The sequence below is a fragment of the Mesorhizobium sp. M0052 genome (genome assembly GCF_040323255.1).
Taxonomy (GTDB): domain Bacteria; phylum Pseudomonadota; class Alphaproteobacteria; order Rhizobiales; family Rhizobiaceae; genus Mesorhizobium.
Map to the genome: position 1 here is coordinate 39,666 of NZ_JAMYUS010000005.1, position 22,814 is coordinate 62,479.

22 protein-coding genes are annotated in these 22,814 nt (G+C 62.2%); 18 read left to right on the forward strand and 4 right to left on the reverse strand.

All coding sequences use genetic code 11. The features are described from left to right. Nucleotides 1–64 precede the first annotated feature (64 nt). The 13 genes from NKJ77_RS07645 to NKJ77_RS07705 all read left to right on the forward strand — a co-directional run bounded on the left by NKJ77_RS07645 (nucleotide 65) and on the right by NKJ77_RS07705 (nucleotide 10,890). Complete coding sequence (locus NKJ77_RS07645; RefSeq protein WP_031203332.1) at nucleotides 65–412, forward strand: type II toxin-antitoxin system RelE/ParE family toxin; 348 nt, start codon at nucleotides 65–67, stop codon at nucleotides 410–412. Next, entirely contained in the window at nucleotides 409–726 is a 318-nt protein-coding gene (locus tag NKJ77_RS07650) for a helix-turn-helix domain-containing protein (RefSeq protein WP_006338687.1), read from the forward strand. Before NKJ77_RS07645 ends, NKJ77_RS07650 begins: the two co-directional genes overlap by 4 nt. A gap of 217 nt (nucleotides 727–943) precedes the next feature. Next, on the forward strand, nucleotides 944–1,960 hold the full coding sequence (gene trbB, locus NKJ77_RS07655) for a P-type conjugative transfer ATPase TrbB (protein ID WP_352460843.1): 1,017 nt from the start codon (nucleotides 944–946) through the stop codon (nucleotides 1,958–1,960). A 35-nt stretch (nucleotides 1,961–1,995) separates the two neighbouring features. Next, entirely contained in the window at nucleotides 1,996–2,289 is a 294-nt protein-coding gene (locus NKJ77_RS07660; protein ID WP_023816724.1) for a TrbC/VirB2 family type IV secretion system protein, read from the forward strand. Nucleotides 2,290–2,318: 29 nt separating this feature from the next. Further along, on the forward strand, nucleotides 2,319–2,585 hold the full coding sequence (locus tag NKJ77_RS07665) for a VirB3 family type IV secretion system protein (protein ID WP_245261998.1): 267 nt from the start codon (nucleotides 2,319–2,321) through the stop codon (nucleotides 2,583–2,585). Nucleotides 2,586–2,599: 14 nt separating this feature from the next. After that, complete coding sequence (gene trbE, locus NKJ77_RS07670; protein WP_352534747.1) at nucleotides 2,600–5,068, forward strand: conjugal transfer protein TrbE; 2,469 nt, start codon at nucleotides 2,600–2,602, stop codon at nucleotides 5,066–5,068. After that, on the forward strand, nucleotides 5,065–5,823 hold the full coding sequence (gene trbJ / locus NKJ77_RS07675; RefSeq protein ID WP_023835365.1) for a P-type conjugative transfer protein TrbJ: 759 nt from the start codon (nucleotides 5,065–5,067) through the stop codon (nucleotides 5,821–5,823). The genes trbE and trbJ overlap by 4 nt, the downstream gene beginning before the upstream one ends. Before the next feature lie 10 nt (nucleotides 5,824–5,833). Further along, entirely contained in the window at nucleotides 5,834–6,229 is a 396-nt protein-coding gene (gene trbK-alt / locus NKJ77_RS07680) for a putative entry exclusion protein TrbK-alt (RefSeq protein WP_352534749.1), read from the forward strand. A gap of 1 nt (nucleotide 6,230) precedes the next feature. After that, nucleotides 6,231–7,592, forward strand: coding sequence for a P-type conjugative transfer protein TrbL (trbL, locus tag NKJ77_RS07685; protein ID WP_023835364.1), 1,362 nt, complete (start codon nucleotides 6,231–6,233; stop codon nucleotides 7,590–7,592). Nucleotides 7,593–7,594: 2 nt separating this feature from the next. Continuing rightward, nucleotides 7,595–8,278 carry a conjugal transfer protein TrbF gene (trbF, locus tag NKJ77_RS07690; RefSeq protein ID WP_023731494.1) on the forward strand — a complete coding sequence of 228 codons (684 nt, stop codon included), beginning with the start codon at nucleotides 7,595–7,597 and terminating at the stop codon, nucleotides 8,276–8,278. Further along, entirely contained in the window at nucleotides 8,275–9,414 is a 1,140-nt protein-coding gene (trbG, locus tag NKJ77_RS07695) for a P-type conjugative transfer protein TrbG (RefSeq protein WP_352534752.1), read from the forward strand. The genes trbF and trbG overlap by 4 nt, the downstream gene beginning before the upstream one ends. Beyond that, nucleotides 9,411–10,664 carry a TraB/TrbI/VirB10 family type IV secretion system protein gene (locus NKJ77_RS07700; RefSeq protein WP_023835363.1) on the forward strand — a complete coding sequence of 418 codons (1,254 nt, stop codon included), beginning with the start codon at nucleotides 9,411–9,413 and terminating at the stop codon, nucleotides 10,662–10,664. The genes trbG and NKJ77_RS07700 overlap by 4 nt, the downstream gene beginning before the upstream one ends. Nucleotide 10,665: 1 nt before the next feature. Next, entirely contained in the window at nucleotides 10,666–10,890 is a 225-nt protein-coding gene (locus NKJ77_RS07705; RefSeq protein ID WP_031204816.1) for a DUF2274 domain-containing protein, read from the forward strand. A gap of 44 nt (nucleotides 10,891–10,934) precedes the next feature. Here the strand turns inward: NKJ77_RS07705 and NKJ77_RS07710 are convergent, their stop codons facing one another. Continuing rightward, complete coding sequence (locus NKJ77_RS07710) at nucleotides 10,935–11,894, reverse strand: LysR family transcriptional regulator (protein WP_023835361.1); 960 nt, start codon at nucleotides 11,892–11,894, stop codon at nucleotides 10,935–10,937. 11 nt (nucleotides 11,895–11,905) lie between these two features. Further along, nucleotides 11,906–12,901 (reverse strand): class I SAM-dependent methyltransferase, encoded by a 996-nt coding sequence (locus tag NKJ77_RS07715; RefSeq protein WP_352534755.1) that lies wholly within the window; start codon nucleotides 12,899–12,901, stop codon nucleotides 11,906–11,908. A gap of 278 nt (nucleotides 12,902–13,179) precedes the next feature. Between NKJ77_RS07715 and NKJ77_RS07720 the strand changes: the two genes are divergently transcribed. The 5 genes from NKJ77_RS07720 (at nucleotide 13,180) to NKJ77_RS07740 (ending at nucleotide 18,249) form a co-directional block, all read left to right on the forward strand. Then, nucleotides 13,180–14,067 carry a helix-turn-helix transcriptional regulator gene (locus NKJ77_RS07720; protein ID WP_352534757.1) on the forward strand — a complete coding sequence of 296 codons (888 nt, stop codon included), beginning with the start codon at nucleotides 13,180–13,182 and terminating at the stop codon, nucleotides 14,065–14,067. Nucleotides 14,068–14,173: 106 nt separating this feature from the next. Then, nucleotides 14,174–15,379, forward strand: a complete 1,206-nt coding sequence (locus NKJ77_RS07725; RefSeq protein ID WP_352534759.1) for an MFS transporter — start codon at nucleotides 14,174–14,176, stop codon at nucleotides 15,377–15,379. Next, on the forward strand, nucleotides 15,369–16,781 hold the full coding sequence (locus tag NKJ77_RS07730; RefSeq protein ID WP_352534761.1) for a hypothetical protein: 1,413 nt from the start codon (nucleotides 15,369–15,371) through the stop codon (nucleotides 16,779–16,781). The genes NKJ77_RS07725 and NKJ77_RS07730 overlap by 11 nt, the downstream gene beginning before the upstream one ends. A 361-nt stretch (nucleotides 16,782–17,142) precedes the next feature. Beyond that, complete coding sequence (locus NKJ77_RS07735; RefSeq protein ID WP_031198904.1) at nucleotides 17,143–17,733, forward strand: ankyrin repeat domain-containing protein; 591 nt, start codon at nucleotides 17,143–17,145, stop codon at nucleotides 17,731–17,733. A gap of 12 nt (nucleotides 17,734–17,745) precedes the next feature. Beyond that, entirely contained in the window at nucleotides 17,746–18,249 is a 504-nt protein-coding gene (locus tag NKJ77_RS07740) for a YHS domain-containing (seleno)protein (protein WP_352534763.1), read from the forward strand. 15 nt (nucleotides 18,250–18,264) lie between these two features. On the opposite strand, the gene NKJ77_RS07745 is transcribed toward NKJ77_RS07740, so the two are convergent. After that, nucleotides 18,265–20,445: an adenylate/guanylate cyclase domain-containing protein gene (locus NKJ77_RS07745; RefSeq protein ID WP_352534765.1), complete on the reverse strand. Its 2,181-nt coding sequence runs from the start codon at nucleotides 20,443–20,445 to the stop codon at nucleotides 18,265–18,267. A 102-nt stretch (nucleotides 20,446–20,547) separates the two neighbouring features. After that, a complete protein-coding gene (locus tag NKJ77_RS07750) occupies nucleotides 20,548–22,725 on the reverse strand; it encodes an adenylate/guanylate cyclase domain-containing protein (protein ID WP_286461259.1) in 2,178 nt (725 codons plus the stop codon). Between the last annotated feature and the right edge of the window lie 89 nt (nucleotides 22,726–22,814).

A 22,814-nucleotide genomic window follows, 5' to 3' on the forward strand; every position in this document is an offset into this window, starting at 1 on the left:
GAAAATTATAGTCTGTATGCTATAAGGCAAAGGGCGAATGAAAAACCAAAAGCTCACGGTATGGATGGGATCGTCGAAGGATGACCTGCGCGAGTTTCCGGTCGATGTTCGCCGGTTGATGGGTGTCGCAATCAACGACGCCCAGAATGGTGAGGAGCACCCGGCTGTCAAAGCCCTGAAAGGGTTTGGGGGCCGCAGCATCCTCGAGGTGGTCGACGACTTCGACGGAGATACCTACCGCGCCGTCTACACCGTCCGCTTCGCTGGCGTGATCTACGTCCTTCATTGCTTCCAGAAGAAGTCGAAGAGGGGCAGGGAGACACCCAAGCATGAAATCGATCTCGTCACAGTACGATTGAAGGCGGCCGAGGCGCACTATCGTGAAAACTATGGGAAAGGAACAAAGTCATGACGGAAGACATCACCGCCGAAGTGAGCAGCGGCAACGTGTTTGCGGACCTCGGCTTTGACAATCCCGAAGAGGAATTGCTCAAGGCCAAGCTGGCCCGCGAGATCCGCGCCATTATCAAGCGCCGGCGCCTGACCCAGGCGAAGTCGGCTGAACTGCTCGGAATGAAACAGCCCGACGTCTCCGCGATCGCCACAGGGCGAACGGGTAAGTTTTCAATAGACAGGCTGGTTCGCTGTCTGGACCGGCTCGACTACAAGGTCGACGTGGTGGTTCGCCACAAGCCTCGACGGTCAACTCGTGCTGAAGCCGCGTGATCTGACGGCTTTACCGACGAGCGCACAATTGACGGCGAGCGCCGCCCTTGCCTGAAGATCGCCGGCCTTGATCACAGGTCGGCACCGCCAATCTCCTGTATTTGCACGCTACGCCACTACGCCTCGATATAGGTGTTGAAACCACTCGAGATGCGGCTCTCTTAATCATCCCCGTCCAGGGGCCGTCCATGTTCCCCCGGATCGAAACGGGGACAGGATGGCAGCTTCGCCTCACAATTCAGAAGGTCTGGCGCGCGGCGCACGCATGCTGCGCACAGCGCTCGGACCTGCGATCGCGCGCTATCTCGACGACGCCGGCATCGTCGAAGTGATGCTTAATCCCGATGGACGTTTGTGGATCGACCGCCTGTCCGAGGGGTTGTCCGACACAGGAGAGCGTTTGTCAGCAGCGGACGGCGAGCGCATCGTTCGCCTCGTCGCTCATCATGTCGGTGCCGAAGTCCATGCCGGCGCCCCACGTGTCTCGGCCGAGCTGCCCGAGACGGGGGAGCGGTTCGAAGGGCTTCTTCCTCCCGTCGTCGCGGCGCCCGCCTTCGCGATCCGCAAGCCCGCCGTCGCCATCTTCACCCTCGAAGATTATGTCGCGACCGGAATCATGTCGGCGCAGCAGGTGGACGCGCTGCGCCAGGGCGTTGCCAACCGCGCGAACATCCTCGTTGCAGGCGGCACATCCACGGGCAAGACCACGCTGATCAACGCGCTGCTGGCCGAGGTGGCCAAGACCTTCGATCGCGTCGTCATCATCGAGGATACGCGCGAGCTGCAATGCGCCGCGCCCAATCTCGTGGCGATGCGCACGAAAGACGGCGTCGCGTCGCTCTCCGATCTTGTTCGCTCATCGCTTCGCCTGCGCCCCGACCGCATTCCGGTCGGCGAAGTGCGCGGGGCCGAGGCGCTCGAACTGCTCAAGGCCTGGGGCACTGGCCACCCCGGCGGCCTCGGGACGATCCACGCGGGCAGCGCCATTGGCGCGCTCCGCCGCTTGGAGCAACTTATCCAGGAAGCCGTCGTCACCGTCCCGCGCGCGCTGATCGCCGAGACGATCGACCTCGTTGCCGTCCTTTCCGGCCGCGGTTCCGCGCGCCGGTTGTCCGAACTCGCCCGTGTCGAAGGCCTTTGCCCGGACGGAGATTACCGGGTCGCGCCAGCCGTCCTCGAGGGCGACGAGAGCCCGCCGTTGCTCATCCAAAGCCCTGAAGGAGAAAATCCGTGATCCAACGCCTGCGCCTCGGGCGCCATCGTCTTGCCATGACTGTTTCCGTTGCCACGCTCTTCCTGGTGATGGCCGCGCCCGCTTATGCCTCCGGCTCGTCGATGCCGTGGGAACAGCCGCTGCAACAGATCCTCCAGTCGATCGAAGGCCCGGTCGCCAAGATCATGGCGGTGATCATCATCATCGTCACCGGCCTGACGCTCGCCTTCGGCGACACGTCGGGCGGCTTCCGCCGGCTCATCCAGATCGTGTTCGGCCTGTCCATCGCTTTCGCGGCGTCGAGCTTCTTCCTGTCGTTCTTCTCGTTCGGCGGCGGAGCGCTGGTCTGATGGTGGGCGCTGTCGAACAGGGCGGCCCAATGCCGGATTATACAGTACCGGGTTATACGGTCCTCGTGCACCGCGCGCTGACCGAGCCGATCCTGCTCGGCGGCGCCCCGCGCGCCATCGCCATCATGAACGGGACGCTCGCGGGCGCCGTGGGGCTGGGGCTGCGTCTGTGGCTCGTCGGTATCGCCATCTGGGCGATCGGCCATGTTGCCGCCGTCTGGGCCGCCAAGCGCGATCCGCTCTTCGTCGATGTTGTTCGCCGGCATCTGCGCATCCCTGCGCATCTCACGGTCTAAGCGAGGTCGCACAGATGATGAACCTTGCCGAATATCGCAACCGCAGCAGCCGGCTCGCTGACTTCCTGCCCTGGGTGGCATTGGTCGGCGCCGGCGTCGTCCTCAACAAGGATGGCAGCTTCCAGCGCACCGCGCGCTTTCGCGGCCCCGATCTCGACAGCGCCGTGCCGGCAGAACTGGTCGCCGTCGCCGGCCGGCTCAACAATGCCTTCCGCCGGCTTGGCACCGGCTGGGCGATCTTCGTGGAGGCGCAGCGCCATGCCTCGACCCGCTATCCCGACAGCAGCTTTCCGGATGCGGCCTCCACGCTGGTCGATGCGGAGCGAAAGGCGGGCTTCGAGGAGGCCGGCGCGCATTTCGAGTCCAGCTACTTTCTGACGCTCACCTACCTTGCGCCCGCCGAAGACACCGCCCGTGCCGAAAGCTGGCTCTACGAAGGGCGTGAGAAGAAGGGCCTCGACCCCAACGCGGTGCTGACCGGGTTCACTGACCGCAGCGACCGCGTCCTGCGCCTTGTCGAAGCCTTTATGCCGGAGTGCCGTTGGCTCGATGACGCCGAGACGCTGACCTATCTGCATGGCTGCGTCTCGACCAATCGCCACCGTGTCCGCGTTCCCGAAACGCCGATGTATCTCGATGTCCTGCTGGCCGACCAGCCGCTGACCGGCGGGCTTGAGCCGCGGCTTGGCGCGTTGCATCTGCGCATTCTCACGGTCACGGGGTTCCCGACCGCGACCACGCCGGGTCTGCTCGACGAACTGAACCGGCTGGCCTTCCCGTATCGCTGGTCGACACGCGCGATCCTGCTCGACAAGACCGATGCCACCAGGCTGCTGACAAAGATCCGGCGTCAATGGTTCGCCAAGCGCAAATCGGTCGCCGCGATCCTCAAGGAAGTGATGACCAACGAAGCGTCCGTCCTCGTGGACACCGACGCCGCAAACAAGGCCGCTGATGCCGACATGGCGCTCCAGGAGCTCGGCGCGGACTATGCGGGCATGGCTTATGTCACCGCGACGGTGACTGTTTGGGACGATGATCCTGGCATCGCCGACGAAAAACTGCGCCTGGTCGAAAAGGTCATCCAGGGCCGCGATTTCACGGCGATCATCGAAACCATCAATGCCGTCGACGCCTGGCTCGGCAGCCTGCCGGGTCATGTCTACGCCAACGTCCGCCAGCCTCCCATCTCCACGCTCAATCTCGCCCACATCATACCGCTTTCAGCGGTGTGGGCGGGCGCGGTGCGGGACGAGCATTTTGCGGCGCCCCCTCTGCTCTTCGGCAAGACCGAAGGCTCGACCCCGTTCCGGCTTTCGCTTCACGTCGGTGACGTCGGCCATACGCTGATCGTCGGCCCGACCGGCGCGGGCAAGTCCGTGCTCTTGGCACTGATGGCGCTGCAATTCCGCCGGTATGAAGGCTCGCAGGTTTTCGCCTTCGATTTCGGCGGTTCGATCCGCGCGGCGGCACTCGCCATGGGCGGCGACTGGCATGATCTCGGCGGCGATCTCAGCGATGGAGCGTCCGATAGCGTCAGTCTTCAGCCGTTCGCGCGCATTCACGATGTCCCCGAGCGCGCCTGGGCCGCCGACTGGATCGTGGCGATCCTGACGCGTGAGAATGTGACGATCACGCCTGAGATCAAGGAGCATATCTGGACGGCGTTGAGTTCTCTGGCGTCCGCGCCTGTCGAGGAGCGCACCATCACCGGCCTGGTCGTGCTGCTGCAATCAAACGATCTCAAGCAGGCATTGCGCCCCTATTGCGTCGGAGGTCCCTATGGCCGCCTGCTCGATGCCGAGCACGAGCATATCGGATCGGCGTCGGTCCAGGCATTCGAAACCGAGGGGCTGATCGGAACAGGTGCCGCGCCCGCCGTCCTGTCCTATCTCTTCCATCGCATCGAGGACCGGCTCGATGGCTCGCCAACCCTTCTCATCATCGACGAAGGCTGGCTTGTGCTGGACGATGAGGGCTTTGCCGGCCAGCTCCGCGAATGGCTAAAGACGCTGCGCAAGAAGAACGCCAGCGTCATCTTCGCCACGCAGTCGCTCAGCGACATTGACGGCTCGGCAATCGCGCCCGCGATCATCGAGAGCTGCCAGACCCGGCTTCTGCTGCCAAACGAGCGCGCAATCGAGCCGCAGATCACGGCGATCTATCGTCGATTCGGCCTCAACGATCGGCAGATCGAGATCATCGCGCGGGCGATGCCAAAGCGCGACTATTACTGCCAGTCCCGACGCGGCAACCGGCTGTTCGAGCTCGGTCTGTCCGATGTGGCGCTCGCGCTCTGCGCTGTGTCCTCGAAGACCGACCAGGCCGCGATCGCCCGCATCTTCGCCGAGCACGGCCGCGACGGATTCCTCGCAGCCTGGCTTAGCCACCGTGGCGTCGGCTGGGCCGCTGAACTCGTTCCCGCCATAACCAGCCCCGCCCTAACCAGCCCCGCCCTCACCAACAAGGAGAAGTCCCCATGAAACAACGCCGTTCCCTTGGCATGCGGTTCGCCGCCGCACTGCTTGTCGCTCCTGCCGCGCTCTCGCCTTTCCTGACGACACCGGCACAGGCCTTGATCGTTTTCGATCCCTCGAACTATTCGCAAAACGTCCTGACGGCAGCGCGCTCGCTCGAACAGATCACCAACCAGATCACCTCGCTCCAGAACCAGGCGCAGATGCTCATCAACCAGGCGCGCAATCTCGCAAGCCTGCCGTTCTCCTCGCTGGAACAGCTTCAGCAGTCCGTGCAGCGTACGCAGCAACTGCTCAGTCAGGCGCAGAACGTTGCCTATGACGTGCGGCAGATCGATCAGGCCTTCCAGCAGAAATACGGCAACGTCTCGCTATCGGCTTCGGATCAGCAACTCGTCGCCGACGCGCGCTCGCGCTGGGGCAACACGGTTGGTGCCCTTCAGGATGCCATGCGTGTGCAGGCGGGCGTCGTCGGCAACATTGACACCAATCGCAGTGAGATGTCGGCACTGGTCGGCCAAAGCCAGGGTGCGACGGGCGCGCTTCAGGCAACACAGGCCGGCAACCAGCTCCTCGGGCTTCAGGCGCAGCAGCTTGCCGATCTCACCGCTGTCGTCGCCGCGAATGGTCGGGCGCAAGCGTTGCAATCGGCCGAGCAGGCCACCGCCGCCGACCAGGGCCGGGAGCAGCGCCGCCGCTTCCTGACGCAGGGCTCGGGCTACCAACCCGGCAGTGCGCAGATGTTCTATGGCAAGAACTGAGGCCGGAGCGATGGATGGCAAGATCCTCGCTCGTGTCAGTGCGGTCGTCTTCATCGCGGTCGCTTTGACAGTGACCGCGATCGAGATGAGCAGCAAGGACGATGAGCCTGACGCCCTTGGGACACGGGACCGTTCCACCGCGTCACAAGACCTGCTCGCGTTCGAATTGCGCCGCTGTTCCGGGATGGGCGAGGCCGGTCCTCGCGATCCCGGTTGTCTGAAAGCCTGGGCAGAGAGCCGGCGCCGGTTTCTCCGTCAACGTGACTCGGCAACCGCGCCTGCGCCGGTAGCGCCGACAACGCTGTTTCCGAATGTGCCCGCGTCAGGCGACCGGCAAGAAGGGGAGGGGACGGATGTGACCGCTCCCGCGATGCAGGTCGAGCCGCCTCGGCCGGAGGCGCGCTGACATGGGCGGCATGGGCGTCATCGACCATTTCCTCGAAGTCTTCACACGCTACATCGACAGCGGCTTCGGCCTGCTCGGCGGCGAGGTGGGCTTCATCGCCACAACCCTGATCGTCATCGACGTGACGCTGGCGGCGCTCTTCTGGTCCTGGGGTGCCGACGACGACGTCATGGCGCGCCTCGTCAAGAAGACGCTCTTCGTCGGCGTCTTCGCCTACCTCATTTCCAACTGGAACAATCTCGCCCGCATCGTCTTCGAAAGCTTCGCCGGGCTTGGCCTGAAGGCCTCGGGTACGGGTTTTACCGTCAACGATCTCATGCGCCCGGGCAAGGTGGCGCAGACCGGGCTCGATGCCGGCCGGCCGTTGCTGGACTCGATCTCGAACATGATGGGCTATTGGTCCTTCTTCGAGAACTTCATCCAGATCGCCTGCATGTTCTTCGCCTGGGCGCTGGTGCTGCTGGCCTTCTTCATCCTGGCGATCCAGCTCTTCGTCACCCTGATCGAGTTCAAGCTGACGACGCTCGCCGGTTTCGTGCTGATACCCTTCGGTCTGTTCGGCAAATCCGCGTTCATGGCCGAGCGGGTGCTTGGCAACGTCATCTCGTCCGGCATCAAGGTGCTCGTGCTCGCCGTCATCATCGGCATCGGCTCAACCCTTTTCTCCGAGTTCACTTCCGGATTCGGCGGGACCACGCCGTCGATCGACGACGCCATGGCGATCGTGCTGGCCGCGCTGTCGCTGCTCGGCCTTGGCATATTTGGACCTGGTATCGCCAACGGTCTCGTCTCCGGCGGCCCGCAGCTCGGCGCGGGTGCGGCGGTCGGCACCGGGCTCGCCGCCGGCGGCATGGCAGCAGTGGGCACAGCGGCCGGCGGCGCCATCGTGTCCGGAGGCGTGGCTGTCAGCAGCGGTGCTGCAACGGCGGCCCGTGGCGGTGCCGCCACCGCGGGCAGGGCATCCACAGCCTACGGCCTCGGCGCGGCGGGACAGTCAGGCTTTTCCGGCGTCGCATCCGGGCTCGGCGGTGTCATCAGCGCCGGCGCGCAGGGCGCCATCTCACCGCTGAAGCGAGCGGCAAATAATGCGGCAGGCAGCATGAAGCAGAGCTTCCAGTCCGGCGCTCGCGCTGCCTTCCAGACGACAGGCGGATCCTCCACGGCTGGCACAATCGGCGCGAACGCGCCCGAAGCCAGCTCCGCTCCCGTTGCGTCCTCCGCCACTGAAAGTCAGCCTGCCTGGGCGAAGCGCATGAAGCGCTCGCAACAGATGTCCCATGGCGTCCAGGCCGCCGCCCACGCTGTTCGCAGTGGCGACAGCCATGGCGGCGGCTCCTCGATCAACCTCTCTGAAAGAGACTAAGCATGTTCAAACGACCCTCCACGCACTACGGCAGATCCCCACAACCCGAGACGCCCTACCAGCGTGCTGCGCAGGTCTGGGACGAGCGCATCGGTTCCGCTCGCGTGCAGGCGCGCAACTGGCGGTATATGGCTTTCGGTTGCCTGGCGCTCGCCGCGGGCTTCTCCGCAGCGCTCATCTGGCAATCCGCGAAAGGCTCGATCGTGCCTTGGGTGGTGCAGGTCGATCGTCTCGGCCAGGCGCAGGCCGTGGGACCCGCGATCGGCGACTATCAGCCGAGCGATCCGCAGATTGCCTTCTACCTGGCACACTTCATCGAACAGGTGAGGTCGATCCCCGCCGATCCGGTCATCGTGCGGCAGAACTGGCTGCGCGCCTATGACTTCGCGACGAAGAGCGGGGCGCTGGCCCTCAACGACTATGCGCGCGCCAATGACCCGTTCACCAAGGTCGGCAAACAGCAGGTCGCCGTCGACGTGTCGTCGGTCATCCGCGCATCGCCGGCGAGCTTCCGCATCGCCTGGATCGAACGCCGCTATCAGGATGGATCACTCGCTTCCACGGAGCGCTGGTCGGCCATTCTCACCATTGTCATGCAGCCCCCGCGCGACGCCGACACGCTGAGGAAGAATCCGCTCGGCATCTACATCAACGCCATCAACTGGTCGAAGGAGCTTGGACAATGATGCCCGCACTCTGCAACACCGCCCCCCGGGGGTGTCCGGCTTTCCTCGTTCGCGCAATGCCGGCCTTACGCAAAATGGCCTTTCCAGCACTTCTGCTTTTGACCTCGGCGCTTGCGGGCTGTGCCACCAGGCAGAAGCCGCCGGAGATTTCCTATGACGATCCGGTCCCGGCCGTGCAGGCGGTCGATCCGCCCCCGCCCGTCAAGGTGGTGGAGCTGTCCAAGCCGCTGCCGCTTCCAGGCCAGTTGAAGCCGGTCGGCAAGGCCGCAAAGCCCGACCCGGAACCGACCGATCCGGCCGCGCGCGTGAACCTGGCCAATGCGGCCGCGCGCGTCCAGCCTGTCCGCAACGGCTTCATCAACTCGATGCAGGTCTATCCGTTCGTCGATGGCGCGCTCTATCAGGTTTATGCCTCGCCGGGGCAGATCACCGACATCGCGCTGCAGCCCGGCGAGCAGCTCGTCGGCTCCGGTCCCGTCGCCGCCGGCGACACCGTGCGCTGGATCATCGGCGATACCGAGAGCGGTACGGGCGGCGCCAAGCAGGTCCACATCCTCGTCAAGCCGACGCGCGCCGACCTTCTCACCAATCTCGTCATCAACACCGATCGGCGGACCTATCACATGGAACTGCGCTCGACGCCGTCGACTTATATGGCATCGGTTTCCTGGCAATATCCGCAGGACCAACTCATCGCTTTGCGGCGTCAGAACCAAGAGGCTGAAGCTGTGCAGCCGGTCTCGACGGGCATCGATCTTTCTCGCGTCAATTTCCGCTACGACGTGACTGGCGATCGCGCACCGTGGCGGCCGTTGCGCGCCTTCGACGATGGTAAGCAGGTGTTCATCGAATTCCCGCGGGGCATCGGCCAGGGCGAGATGCCGCCACTCTTCGTCGTCGGGCCGGACGGTGACACGTCCGAGCTGGTCAACTATCGCGTGCGCGGCAACTACATGATCGTCGACCGGCTGTTTGCCGCCGCCGAGTTGCGCTTCGGCGCCGGCAAGAACCAGCAGCGCATCCGCATCTCCCGCACCGATGGGGTGAAGAGCAGTCGATTTTCATGGATGCGTGGCCCTGGTGAGACCCCGAAAGCGACGTCCCTCCGAACAAACAGGGGAGGGTCGTCATCATGAACGACAGATTGGATCCCGGGAAGGAAGAGGGCCGGGGGCCGGCGGATGACGCCCGGCCGGAGGCGTCGGTCGAGGATGACGCCCGGCCCCTGACAGGCGAGCCGGCCGCGGCCATGCGGCTGCGCGCCGAGCAACCGCGGGTGACGCGTCTGTCCCGCAAGGCGCTGGCCGCGTTGGGGCTCACCGCAAGCCTCGCTGTCGGCGGTGCGCTGATCTACGCGCTGCAGAACCGTCAACAAGGCCAAGGTCAGGAGCTGTACTCAACCGACAATCGCTCGACGCCCGATGGGCTCGCCGGCCTGCCAAAGGACTATGCAGGCGTCCCAAAGCTTGGCCCACCGCTTCCCGGCGATCTCGGCCGCCCGATCCTCGCCGCGCAGAATGGCGGCCCCGCGCTATCAACAGGTCCCGTTGGACTGGACCAGGAGGAGCAGCGCCGGGAGCAGGAACTGGAAGCGGCGAGGACGGCGCGCTTGTTCGCGTCCACGCAAACGCGGCCCGCAAGCGACGCGACTGCCGCTCAGCCTGGAACAGGCGGGACAGGCACCATGCCACAGACCGAGCTCGCCAGCCTTGGCCTCGCGCCGCAACCAGCGACGCCCTCGGCGCAGGACCGGCAGCGCGCGTTCCTTGATCAGCCGGCGGACAAGCGGACCGTCTCACCTGATCGCGTCGCGGCGCCGGCGTCGAAAAACGTCCTGCAGGCGGGCGCTGTCATCGCGGCCGCCCTCATGACCGGCATTCGCTCCGACCTGCCGGGTCAGATTACCGCGCAGGTGACGGAGAATGTCTATGACAGCCCCACCGGACAAGTCCGTCTCATTCCGCAGGGGACGCGCCTCATCGGCCAGTATGACAATGGTGTCGGCTTCGGCCAGCGTCGCGTGTTGCTGGCCTGGACCAGGCTGATTTTTCCTAACGGCCGCTCCATCATTCTGGAACGTGAGCCTGGCGCGGACGCGGAAGGCTATGCTGGGCTCGAGGACGGCGTTGACTATCACTGGGGCGAGCTCTTCAAGGCTGCAGCGCTCTCCACGGTTCTGAGCATCGGCGCGCAGGCAGGCTCATCGGGACAGGAGAGCGACATCATGCGCGCTCTTCGCCAGGGCGCCTCGGACAGCATCAGCCAGACAGGCCAGCAGATCGTGCAGCGGCAGCTCAACATAGCGCCGACACTCACCATCCGACCGGGATACCCGGTGCGCGTCATCGTCACGCGCGATCTCGTGCTTGAACCTTATGGAGGCTGAAATGGCCAAGCTGAAACTGGGGCCGATCGCCGACGACAAACCTGTCAAGGTCATGGTGGAGCTACCCGCGGCATTGCACCGTGACCTGCAAACTTATGCCGAGATCCTCGGCCGCGATGCGGGGCAACGGCCCGCCGATGCGCCGCGCCTCATCGTTGCGATGTTGGAGCGGTTCATTGCGACGGATCGGGGCTTTGCCAAGGCAAAGCGTTCGGAAGGTGGCTAAGGGCCGGGCGACCGAAGTCGAACCGGGTCAGTCGCGCCTCCGAGTCATGGCGTGACTTCAGAAATCGTGCCGCGGCGTTCCGAACTTCCTCCATTGACAGGGGTAGGCCTGGGCCGCGTTGCTGCCACCATGTTTCTTGCGGTCCCAACCAGCCGCAAAAGCGCGCGCTTTGGGTTCGATTCCAGCCACACTGCCTCGATCGAACTGACGCTGTGCTGCCCACTGATCGGTTTCCACACCGTCGCGTCGATGGCGACTGTCCTGGCAAAACCCTCGCCCGCCAGAGCCACGCCTTGACCGAGTTGCACCTTGAGGATGACCGTTGCTTCGCTGGCGCGACATATCTGGACAGTGGGGCCACCATTCGCAGCGATATGCTCCAGCAAACGCAGATCCCGGGAGGATCCGCCTGAAACCAGCAGACACGTATCAGCAAGATCTGCCCATGTGACCACAGGCTGTTCAGCAAGCGGATGGTTGCAGGGCAGGAGAACGAACAAGCGCTCGTACGCAAATATCTCGCTACGGCATAAGGCGGCGTTCTCAAGCCCGTGTGTGAAGACGATGTCAAGGCGCCGGCGACGTATGGCCGCCAGACATTGTTCATGGGGAACGTCCTCGAAGGCGATGCTCACGTCCGGATGTAAGCTGCGAAATCGATCGATAAGCCGTGCCACGAACGCCCGGCCTATCTGGCCGCACAACCCTATCTTGATTGTTTTGGGTTCATGGTCGGCGCGACCACCTCCAGCCAATGCATCCTGCAAGCCTTCATAATGGGCCCGGACAAGATCGACCCAGGCCCGGCCGGCCTCGGTCAGCCGGACGCCATGGACGTCGCGGTCAAACAACTGCATGTCCAGCAACTGCTCGAGAGCAACGATGTTGCGGCTTACACAGGATTCCCTCACTCTGAGGACTCTTGCGGCCTGCCTGAGGCTACCATGATCGACAGCTGCGAAGACATAGTCCAAACGGCGTAGCGTGTTGTCGACCTGTCCCAAGGCCCAGGAGCCTATTCCTGCGCGGCGGCGACGCTAACGGGCAGGGGCGGACACAAGCTCGTTTCGTAGACGTACTCGTGCGGAATGGCCGGAGTGACCATCTGAGAAAGGTACCGGTTTAGGTTTTCCTCGCTATTGCTCGCCGCGAGGCTACAGAAATTTCCGCTGTTCCACGTCAGTGAGCAGTAGCTGAAATGCTGGCGTATGGCGTCGGCCATCTGTGCCAAAGTCACCTCATTGCCGAACATCGTATCCAGAACGAGGGTTTGCTTCTTCTCGATTTCATCTGGGGGAAAATAGCGCGCCTTGAACCCAAAATCCTTCTGGTATTCGCGACGCCTGTAGTCCGGCTCCTCGGTTGCCCGGAACTTTTCGACGAAGACGAAGATTCCGTCCTGCTTGAGGTGCTGGGTCACGAATTCGATCTGGCTTGCTCTGTTGGGCGAGTACATCTGAAAGGTCGTATCTTCGAGAATGATGTCGAACCCGTGGGCAAAATTTGCCAGTCGCGGATCTGAACGCAGGACGTCCTTTGTCAAATGATGAAAGGGGCCGACGAAGAAGTCAGCGTGCGGCGGTTCGCCATAAGCCATGAAGCAATTATAATTCTCCGCGTTCGGGCTGCACGACAGTGTGCGTATCTGTCCCTCCGACAGTTCGGACAGTGTCCTCGCCATCGTGCCTTCCGCTGTTCCAAGGCTGTATAGCGAATGCGGACCACCACGATCCCGTGCGTATTTCAGCATTGCGTAGGCCGTCCGGCACTCCTCCTCCAATCTGTAGGGAATGCTGCCGTGATAATGCTGGTCAAAAAAGCCTTGTCGTGCCGCATGCAGGCTGACCAGGCCGCGCAGCAGTTCATCGCTCGGCAGAAGCCGGGCGTCGGCGACGGGCTTGCGGATTGGCATCCCGCTCTTGCCAGCGGCGGTCGCCGCGAAAAAGCCTGCCAGTCCGTTGATCCGTGGGCCGTGGTCGCACTCAGCCAGAAAGTCGTCGAGTCCACGCATCGCAGTATGCCTCCAGCACCGTTCCATTGGTGAGATGCCGATACGTCGATGGGGGAAATTCCACCAAGATAAGTGGGGTCTAATATTTCACCGGGCTCAAGTATTGGCTGAGCCAACTGGTAGGCCTGCCGGATACAGGCGGCTTTCACTCGTTTGCCATTTTTTCGCTAAAGTCACATCTTCTACCAATCCAGAGTTATTTGCGTGTTGTTCAGCAACCCATGGTTCGCCACATCATGCGCCGACTGGCCGCTCGCCAGTAAGGAGGCTGCGGATACGTGAATACTCTTGCGCTCGACCCGACCCAGAATCGCCGTTCCCGGCACCAGTCGCTTACACACAAATATGAGAATTGGGGGAGCGTGCGGGCGGACGTGGTCAAAAGAACCGGGCTTGAGCGCCAGGAAACAAGAATCCTGCAGCCAAACCATTTGTTCCTGATGAACCTGAAGGGCACGGCGTGCCGCGGAGAAGACATCGTGGATGGGCGCCGGATTGCCTTTTTGCCGCGCCGGGCCGGTTCGATAATCTTCATGCCCGCCGGCAGTGATTGGAATGGGTGGGACGAGGGGGACGCGACCGCTTCCTACCTCCTAGTCTCGATTGCAAAAGAGTTCGCCGACGATGTGTTTGCGGGAACGGCTCGCCATCGCCCGGCAGTGCTGCCGCCGTCGATCGGGTTTCGGGACGGCACTGTACAGTTGGCGTTGCAGAGGATTGCCTTGGAGCTCAAGCAGCCTGACCCCATCAGCGCAACGATGGTGGAGTGCCACGCCACGCAATTGCTCGGCCAAATGTTGAGGTTGAACGGCTTCCATCAGGAGCCGGCAAAAGGCGGTTTGTCATCGTTCGATCTCAAGCGGGCGGTGGACATGATCGAGACGTTGTCGGACGGCAGACCTACGCTCGCCGATCTGGCGAAAGAAATTGGGGTTAGCCGGTTCCATTTCTGGAGGGCCTTCAAGCAGTCGACAGGCATGACGCCGCACGCATTCATTGCGCAGCGACGGCTGGAGCAGGCCGCGGACATGCTGCGATCGACCAGTCTGTCGGCGACGGAAATCGCGATGGAATGTGGTTTCGGCAGCTCGAGCCATTTCACGACCGCCTTTAAGCGGGCATTCGGCGCGGTCCCGACGGAGTTTCGTCGTAACTGCAGAATCTAGCCCGCCGCTTGTCGGTTCTCAGCAAGTATCGGAAAACCCCAACATCACAGTAAAGCAGGCTTGGCGGAAGACGGTATCCATCGGCGGTCAGCCGGATACGCCGCTTATGTCAAACCTGGCTCGAATTCGTAACGGCAAAGGACGGGCCGGCCGGTCCAATCCCTGCCTCGGATTCCTGGCCAGCACGCTATCGGCGGCTGTTGCCCGAAACGGCTACTACATCGCATCCGCCTGGATTCTCGTCGAGCGAGGGTACGGAACCGCCGGCGTGGCGACGTTCCTTGCGATCGCAAGCATTGCCGAATTCGTCGCGAGCCCTCTGGCCGGCGTAGCGGCGGATCGGTTTGACAGGCGATGCCTGAACGTTGCGGCAGACCTCAGCCGCTTCCTCGTTATGCTGGCTACCGCTTGGGCGCTCCTCTACATGGACGTGTTTCTGATCATCTGCCTGTCAGCGGCCCTCTTTTCGTTTTGCGACCGTGTCGCGCTTACAAGCTCTCAATCAATGATCCCCGTGATAGCTGACGGCCGCGATCTTGTAGCCTCGAATTCCGCCGTCTTCTTCGTCATGCAGGTCGGCAATCTCGGCGCAGCTTTGCTTGCAGGGCCTTTGCTGCATGATCGCTCCCCAGTCCTGCCATTCACCGTTATTGCTGCCTTCTTTTTGTTTTCATCGGGCTGCCTAGCCTTGATGCGGCTGCAACCGGTTTCGCGTGATGTCCGCTTCGCCAAAATCTCGGCAGCACAATTAGATCCGAGCCTGCGTCGTCTCATTGCCGTCTACGCGCTTCTCTACACAAGCGCGGTGCTTGTCAGCGTCATGGGATCTAGCTTCGTCTTCCAGGAGCAGAAGGGTACTGCCGCGGATTTCGGCTACCTCGAGGCTGCATGGTCGGCGGGCTCACTGATCGGTGCGGTCTCTCTATTCCGGATTGAAAGAGCGATGAGTACCCACGTGCGGCATCTCATGCTTTTGGGCTTAACGGCGCTGGTACTCATGGCGCTGGCATCTCTGCCCACGCCCTGGACAGTGATCCTTTTTGTCGCGCTCGGATTTCTATACAATCTTGGACGCGTCAGCGTTGAAGTCACATTGCAGTCGCATGTATCCATTTATCTTTTGGGCCGGGCCAAAGGCATTATGCATAGTGTGGCCGTGGTGCTCGGGTTACTCATCTTCGGCATTGCCGCCGCTGTCGGAGATCGAGCATTTCCTTCGACGATTTTCTTGAGCTTTGGCGTGGCGCTCCTCGTCAGTATTTTGTGTTTGAGCGTGGGTGTAATTCAGACACGAGAAAAAGGTGAAACGTGAGGTGGAAGAGCTAACAGCAGGCGTAGATGCGAAACAGGCAGTCCTGGGGTCGCTGACGGCACTCTACCCCTGGATGAGCCCATACCATTCCCGGCCGATCCGTGATTATGCGTTTCGCCTGTTTACGGCGCCGGCTTCGGTTCCCATGCCAGAAATCCGGCTCCGAGCCTTCACCAAACTACTCGACATCATCAGGAAGGCAGCGACACGAAACGGGTTGTCTGCCGATACCGCCTTGGAAATCTGCAGGGATTTCCAAAGGCGCCGCGTGTTGCAGACAGGCCCTCATTTGTTTCTCCTCCTGGAGCCGGAAGCCTATTATACGCATATCTTCAGCCTCCTTGGTCTCTCGGCGCATGGCTGTTCGACCTACGTTTCCTACGCCGTTTCGACGGTGAATCTCGTCGAAAAGCCACGCAAGGGACCAGGCTGGATCACCGTTGACGGCAAGCCGGTCAACGTCTTTGGCCTGAGCCGAAGCCGGATGATCGGATACAGCCTGCTAGCCGGGCCGGGACCTTACAGGTTCGAGTTGTTACCGACGGAGCCAAGCACTGGCGGAGACGCGCTCACGCTGCTTCGTAGCCTTCTGCCGAAGACGCAATTCGAGCGGCCCGCGCACGCCATCAAGGCAGCCAATCTCATCCTTTGGCCAAAAATGTTCGGAGGCCGCTTCGCCTTCCTGCAGATCGACGACGAGGATGTTGCCGACCTGGTGGCCAACCATCTGTCGGAGGAAAATTCCTGGCTACGCATGAGACTGCTGGAAGACCCGAAGTTCGCTTCCAACATCCTTGCCGGCCTCGACGGACTCGCGTCTGGCCCGTGGAGTGGCTGGCTCGCTCGGGGTACTGATTTCTTCTGGTTCTATGAAAATGGCAAACGCCGTCCGCTGCGTCTGATCGCCGGCGAACTCATCGATCCTGCGACCGGTATGAAGGTGGCGTGCTTCACAGCCCCCGACATTCTCGAGCGGCTGGCAAACCGCAGCCTTGTCCCGAATCTCCTGCTGATGTTTCTGGTTTTGTCGATCCTGCCCGGCGTGCGCGCGCTTGGAGGCAGCTATCAGCCGATCTACTACCCCCTGATGCGCTATGTCGTCTGCCGGGCGCTCAAGGCCGCAGGTGTGGATGAAGATCTTCGGCAGGCTCTCGCAAACGAGGACATACCGGGTGCCTGGGGACATCGGGTAATTGAGTGTGACGATGATCCGCTCGAACTATTCCTAAATGGCAGGAACCGTGGGTTGATTGGTCTTATCGACCGCCTGGGCGACATTTCCTTCGCCGAGGCTTGTGGAAGCATGAAAGGCTTCGTGACAGACCCGTCGTGGAATGAACTTCACAGCCGACTGCGGCAGGGGTTGTTCACGCCGTCCGATGCGGAATGGGCCTTTTCCTGAAATGTCCTATGCACTTCCTATGTGTACGCCGGTTACGAATGGCAGCTTTGCGCCCCATGTCGGTCATTGAGCAAGCCATAGTTGCATCCGAAAGCGGACACTTCCGCCAACGGCCACCTTTGCGCTTACCGGCTATCCCAACGGAGCAACAGGCGGTTACGCTCGACGCCGCTCGGCGCCTCGGTAATCGACGCTCTTCAAAATTCAGCCTGGATTGGTGCCGTACTGACGAAGCCAGTAGCACTAACGCCTTCCCGCCCTGGGCCGCGTTCGCTATGTCTGGCCGCGCCGTCCGCCTTGGATCCACCTGATGTGCCCAGGACAGCTTGTATGACCACAAGCTAATATGCTACCTTGCACAATGCGCGGATTGCTGGCACTTGGAATGCTGGTTTTGGCGGCTACAACAGCAGCCGCAGGTGAGCAGTTGTTCGACTCCATCGCCGCCGGCGACAAGGTTGCCGTGGAGCAAGCCCTGGCAGGCGGTGCCGACGTCGACAGCCGGGCGCGCGACCAGGCAACGCTGCTCATCGCTGCAGCGCTCGATAACCAGCCGGAAATCGCCGACTTCTTGCTGGCCAAGGGTGCCGACATCATGGCGCGTAACTCGGGCGGCTTTACCCCGCTTCATGCGGCGGCCTTCTCGGGCAGCCTGCCGATCGCCAAGCTGCTGCTGGAAAAAGGCGCGGTGCTCGACGATGCCGCCAACAAGGCGGGTGCTACGCCGTTGCTGGTGGCCGGCGAGGAAAACCACATTGAACTGGCCGAGTTCCTCATTGCGAAAGGTGCCAATGTGAACCATGCCGAGGGGCATGGCTACATGCCGATAACGCGCGCATTCTGGAAGGGCAACACGGATATCATACGACTTTTCAAACGCCATGGTGCTACCTGCCAAGCCAAAATTCTTGGCGAGGCGAACGCGGCGAAGTGCGCCGAGATCCACGATTAACGGAGGATACAGATGAGCACGATGATCAAGCTACGACTGGTTCGGAGTTTGGGGACGGCTGCCCTGGTCGCGGTAGCTGTGGTCGCCGGCGCGGGATCGGCATGTGCCGACGATTCGGTAAACACCGGCTATTTTGGTGGTGTGGCGATCATGGGCTACGACACGGTCGCTTACTTCACTGACGGCAAGGCCGTGAAGGGCTCCGAAGAGTTCACTTATGAATGGCTGGGGACACCTTGGCATTTCGCCAGCAAGAAACACCAGGAAATGTTCATGAGCGAACCGGTCAGGTACGCTCCTCAATATGGCGGGTACTGCGCCGGCGAAGTCGTGGGCGGGGGGGTCACGGTCAATGTCGATCCTGAGGCATTCAAGATTATCGACGGCAAGCTCTACCTGATCTACGACGTCGACAATGCGGATGATTTCGCCGCGCATGCAGCTGAAAATATCCCGAAAGCCGATGCCAACTGGCCGAAGGTCGCGGCCAATTTGGAACTCGATCACTATCATTGAGACGCGCGTGTGCGTCTACCGAACCACGGTGAAGTGAAACACCTTGCTTGTATTGGCATAGGAGTAGCTTTTGCCGGCTGCGTCGTTGCGTCTGTAGACGGGACCACAGTCGGGGCGACCGAACAGGTTCTCGCTCTGCTCGCACAACAGATCGCCATCGACGTAGACGGTCTCGGTGACTAGCCGCGTCGTAGAGCGGAAGGCCGCCTTGCCGTCGCTTCCGATCTGAAGGAAGGCTGGTTGGAGACCGGGTTCGATCTGGCCTTGCAGTGTATGGCCAATGACGAGGGACGCGATCTCGGCACCCTGTAACTGGTCCTGTTCGGCCGGGGTAAAGCCGAAGCGCCATTGGGGGAGGCCCGCCTGGCGCAGTGCGGCGACGAGTATCGCCAGATCCTGCGGATTCCGAAAATGTGCATGAGTCATCTCCCACCCAGCCAAAGAGTCCACGTAGCTGGACCCTGCTACGAGGCGGAGCCCCTCGGCGATTGCGGCTTTCGCATTCGGTAGGCGGCCGCCGCGGACATACGCCGCAGCGAGCGTAAACCGAAAGTTGCCAACCGTGGACGCATCGTCGCGTGTGTGCTCGAGAGTCTCGATCGCTTTCTCGACATTGCCCTGGAGCAGAAAAACCAGCCCAGCAGTTTCCCGGTTGATCGCTGAGAGGTCGGGGTCGAGCCTGAGCGCCGTCTCGACCGCAGTGGCTGCCTCGGCATGATTGCCGGCGTATAACTGAACATATCCAAGGGCTGCTTGCGCCTCTGCATCGCCCGGACCGATTGAAACAGCCTTCTTGGCAGAGGCAATCGCATCTTCGTAGCGGCGATTCACGACCTGCATGATCCCAAGAATTGCATAGGGCGACGAAAGGTCAGGGTCGAGTTCCAAAGCTCGGCTCGCCTTCTCATATGCTCTCTTTCGTGCTGGCGCGCTCTGGATGACGTCGTTGAAGGCCTCCCGCCAGATATAGATTGTGGTGCGCGCGTCGGCCGCGAAGGCTTCGGCAAAGGCGGGGTCAAGCTCCTCCGCCTTGTCGTAGAGCGTGAGCGCCTCCCGCAGGCCGGCCTGCAGGACGCTGCGTGACGCCGTCTCGGCTTGTAGATAGTAATCATAGGCCTCGAGATTGCTCGTCGGCGGCCGCGCCATGCGCTCGCTTTCCGCTGCCGAAGGTTGCATGCCAAGCGCCTTGGCGATCTCGCCGCTCATCTCGTGCTGGACGGCAAACACGCCGGCCATGCCACGGTCGAACCGGTTGGCCCACAGATTGTCGCCCGTTGCCGTATCGATGAGCTGGGCATTGAGGCGGATCTGCTCGCCGGTGCGGCGGACGCTCCCCTCGACAACGAAGCGGACGCCAAGGTCGCGCGCGACGTCCGCCAGCGCTGCAGGCTTGTTCTTGTAGGCGAACACCGAGTTGCGCGCGATGACGTCCAGACCGGACAGCTTGGTGAGGTCGGTGATCAGATCCTCGGTGATGCCGTCAGCGAAATAGTCCTGGCCTGGATCGCCGCCGAGGTTTGCAAACGGCAGCACGGCAACCGATGGCCGCGATGGCACTGAGAACTTCTGCCATGCGAAAATGCCGGCAATCGCGGCGATCGCCAAGGCGGCGGCGCCTGCCAGGATGATGACGCGCGAGCTCGGCCGGTGTGGCGCGGCCGTGACCTTTCCCGATGCTGCGGGATCCAGCAGCAATCGATAGGCGCGAACCGGATCGGCGATGTTCTTGAGGCGCTGCTCGCCAAGACTGGCAAAGCCGACATCAACCTTGTGAACGGCATGATCAAATGCGGTTCCGGAGATACATACACCCCCCGGCTCGGCCATAGCCTCGAGGCGCGCGGCGATGTTGACGCCATCGCCGTAGATGTCATTTTCCTCTACGATGACATCACCGAGATTGACGCCGATGCGAAACCGGATGTGGCGGGGATCGGAGGTGCCCGGGTCTCGGACAGCCATCCGGCGCTGAATCGCGGCAGCGCATTGGACGGCATCAACGACGCTGGCGAATTCGACCAGCGCCCCGTCTCCCATGAGCTTGATAATCCGACCGTGGAATTCCTTGATCGCGGGGTCGACCAGTTCTCGACGGCAACCCTTCAGTCGTTCGAGCGTGCCGACCTCATCCTCGCACATGAGCGTGCTGTAGCCGACCACGTCGGCAGCAAGGATCGCGGTAAGCCTTCGCTCCATACCTGCCTGCGCCCTCCTTGGTCGATCAAGCGGCTTCGCGCAGCCTATTCTAGTCCCGCATCGGACGCGAGTGTGTGCGTCCGTTATGACGCGCGTGTGCTTCTACTGAACAACCGTAAAGTGAAACACCTTGCTTGAGTTGACGAAGGAATAGCCGCCGCCTCCATCGTCGCGGCGTTTATAGACGGGTCCACAGTCGGGGCGCCCGAACATATTCTCGCTCAGCTCGCACAATAAGTCGCCATCGACACGGACGGTCTCGGTGACCAGCCGCGTCGTGGAGCGGAAGGCTGCCTTGCCGTCGCTCCCGATCTGGAGGAAGGCTGGTTGGAGACCGGGCTCAAGCTGACCCTGCAGAGTATGGCCCAGCACCAGCGAGGCGATCTCCTTGCCCTTCAAGCGGTTGTGCTCATCGCCGGTGAAACCGAACGGCCATTCGGGCAAGCCCGCCTGCTGCAACGCGTCGACGATGAGAGCCAAATCCTGCGGGTTACGATATTGGGCACCGTTGAGTCGGTATGCGGACAATGAATCGAAACCTGGCGTGGACATGGCACCTAGCCCCTCGGCCACTGCCGCCCTGGCATCCTGCAGGCGGCCGGCGCGGGCGTAGGCGGCACCAAGCGTGATCGTGAAATCTCCGACTGACGGCGCATCGTCGCGGGTGCGTTCGAGGGCCTCGATCGCCCTGTCGTTGCTCCCTTGAATTAGAAAGACCAGACCGGCAATTTGCCGGTTTACAGGTGAAAGGTTGGGATCGAGCCTGAGCGCCGTCTCGACCGCTTCGGCAGCCTCAGCATGACTGCCGGCGAACAGTTGCACGTATCCCAGGGCTATTTGCGTCTCAGCATCGCCGGGGCCGAGTGCGACGGCTCGCTCGACCGAAGCGATGGCTTCCTCGTAGCGGCGATCCACGACCTGCATGATCCCAAGAATAGCATAGGGCGACGAAAGGTCAGGGTCGAGTTGCAAAGCTCGGCTCGCCTTCTCATATGCTCTCTTTCGTGCTGGCGCGCTCTGCATGATGTCATTGAACGATTCACGCCAGATATACACCGTCGTGCTTGCATCCGCCGCGAAGGCTTCCGCAAAAGCGGGGTCGAGCTGCTCGGCCTTGTCGTAGAGCGTGAGCGCCTCCCGCAGGCCGTCGCGCCGACCGGTCCGTGCTGTCTGCTCGGCACGAAGATAGAAGTCGTAGGCTTCGAGGTTTTCGGTCGGCGGCCGCGCCATGCGTTCGCTTTCCGCTGCCGAAGGTTGCATGCCAAGCGCCTTGGCGATCTCGCCGCTCATCTCGTGCTGGACGGCAAACACGCCGGCCATGCCACGGTCGAACCGGTTGGCCCACAGATTGTCGCCCGTTGCCGTATCGATGAGCTGGGCATTGAGGCGGATCTGCTCGCCGGTGCGGCGGACGCTCCCCTCGACAACGAAGCGGACGCCAAGGTCGCGCGCGACGTCCGCCAGCGCTGCAGGCTTGTTCTTGTAGGCGAACACCGAGTTGCGCGCGATGACGTCCAGACCGGACAGCTTGGTGAGGTCGGTGATCAGATCCTCGGTGATGCCGTCAGCGAAATAGTCCTGGCCTGGATCGCCGCCGAGGTTTGCAAACGGCAGCACGGCAACCGATGGCCGCGATGGCACTGAGAACTTCTGCCATGCGAAAATGCCGGCAATCGCGGCGATCGCCAAGGCGGCGGCGCCTGCCAGGATGATGACGCGCGAGCTCGGCCGGTGTGGCGCGGCCGTGACCTTTCCCGATGCTGCGGGATCCAGCAGCAATCGATAGGCGCGAACCGGATCGGCGATGTTCTTGAGGCGCTGCTCGCCAAGACTGGCAAAGCCGACATCAACCTTGTGAACGGCATGATCAAATGCGGTTCCGGAGATACATACACCCCCCGGCTCGGCCATAGCCTCGAGGCGCGCGGCGATGTTGACGCCATCGCCGTAGATGTCATTTTCCTCTACGATGACATCACCGAGATTGACGCCGATGCGAAACCGGATGTGGCGGGGATCGGAGGTGCCCGGGTCTCGGACAGCCATCCGGCGCTGAATCGCGGCAGCGCATTGGACGGCATCAACGACGCTGGCGAATTCGACCAGCGCCCCGTCTCCCATGAGCTTGATAATCCGACCGTGGAATTCCTTGATCGCGGGGTCGACCAGTTCTCGACGGCAACCCTTCAGTCGTTCGAGCGTGCCGACCTCATCCTCGCCCATGAGCGTGCTGTAGCCGACCACGTCGGCAGCAAGGATCGCGGTAAGCCTTCGCTCCATGTGCGGTTGTCCTGCCTCCCTAGCTCAAAGCTTCGCTGAGCGTATTCGACTGGCGTTTCGAATGCGAGCATGCTTGGCCTACTGGACAG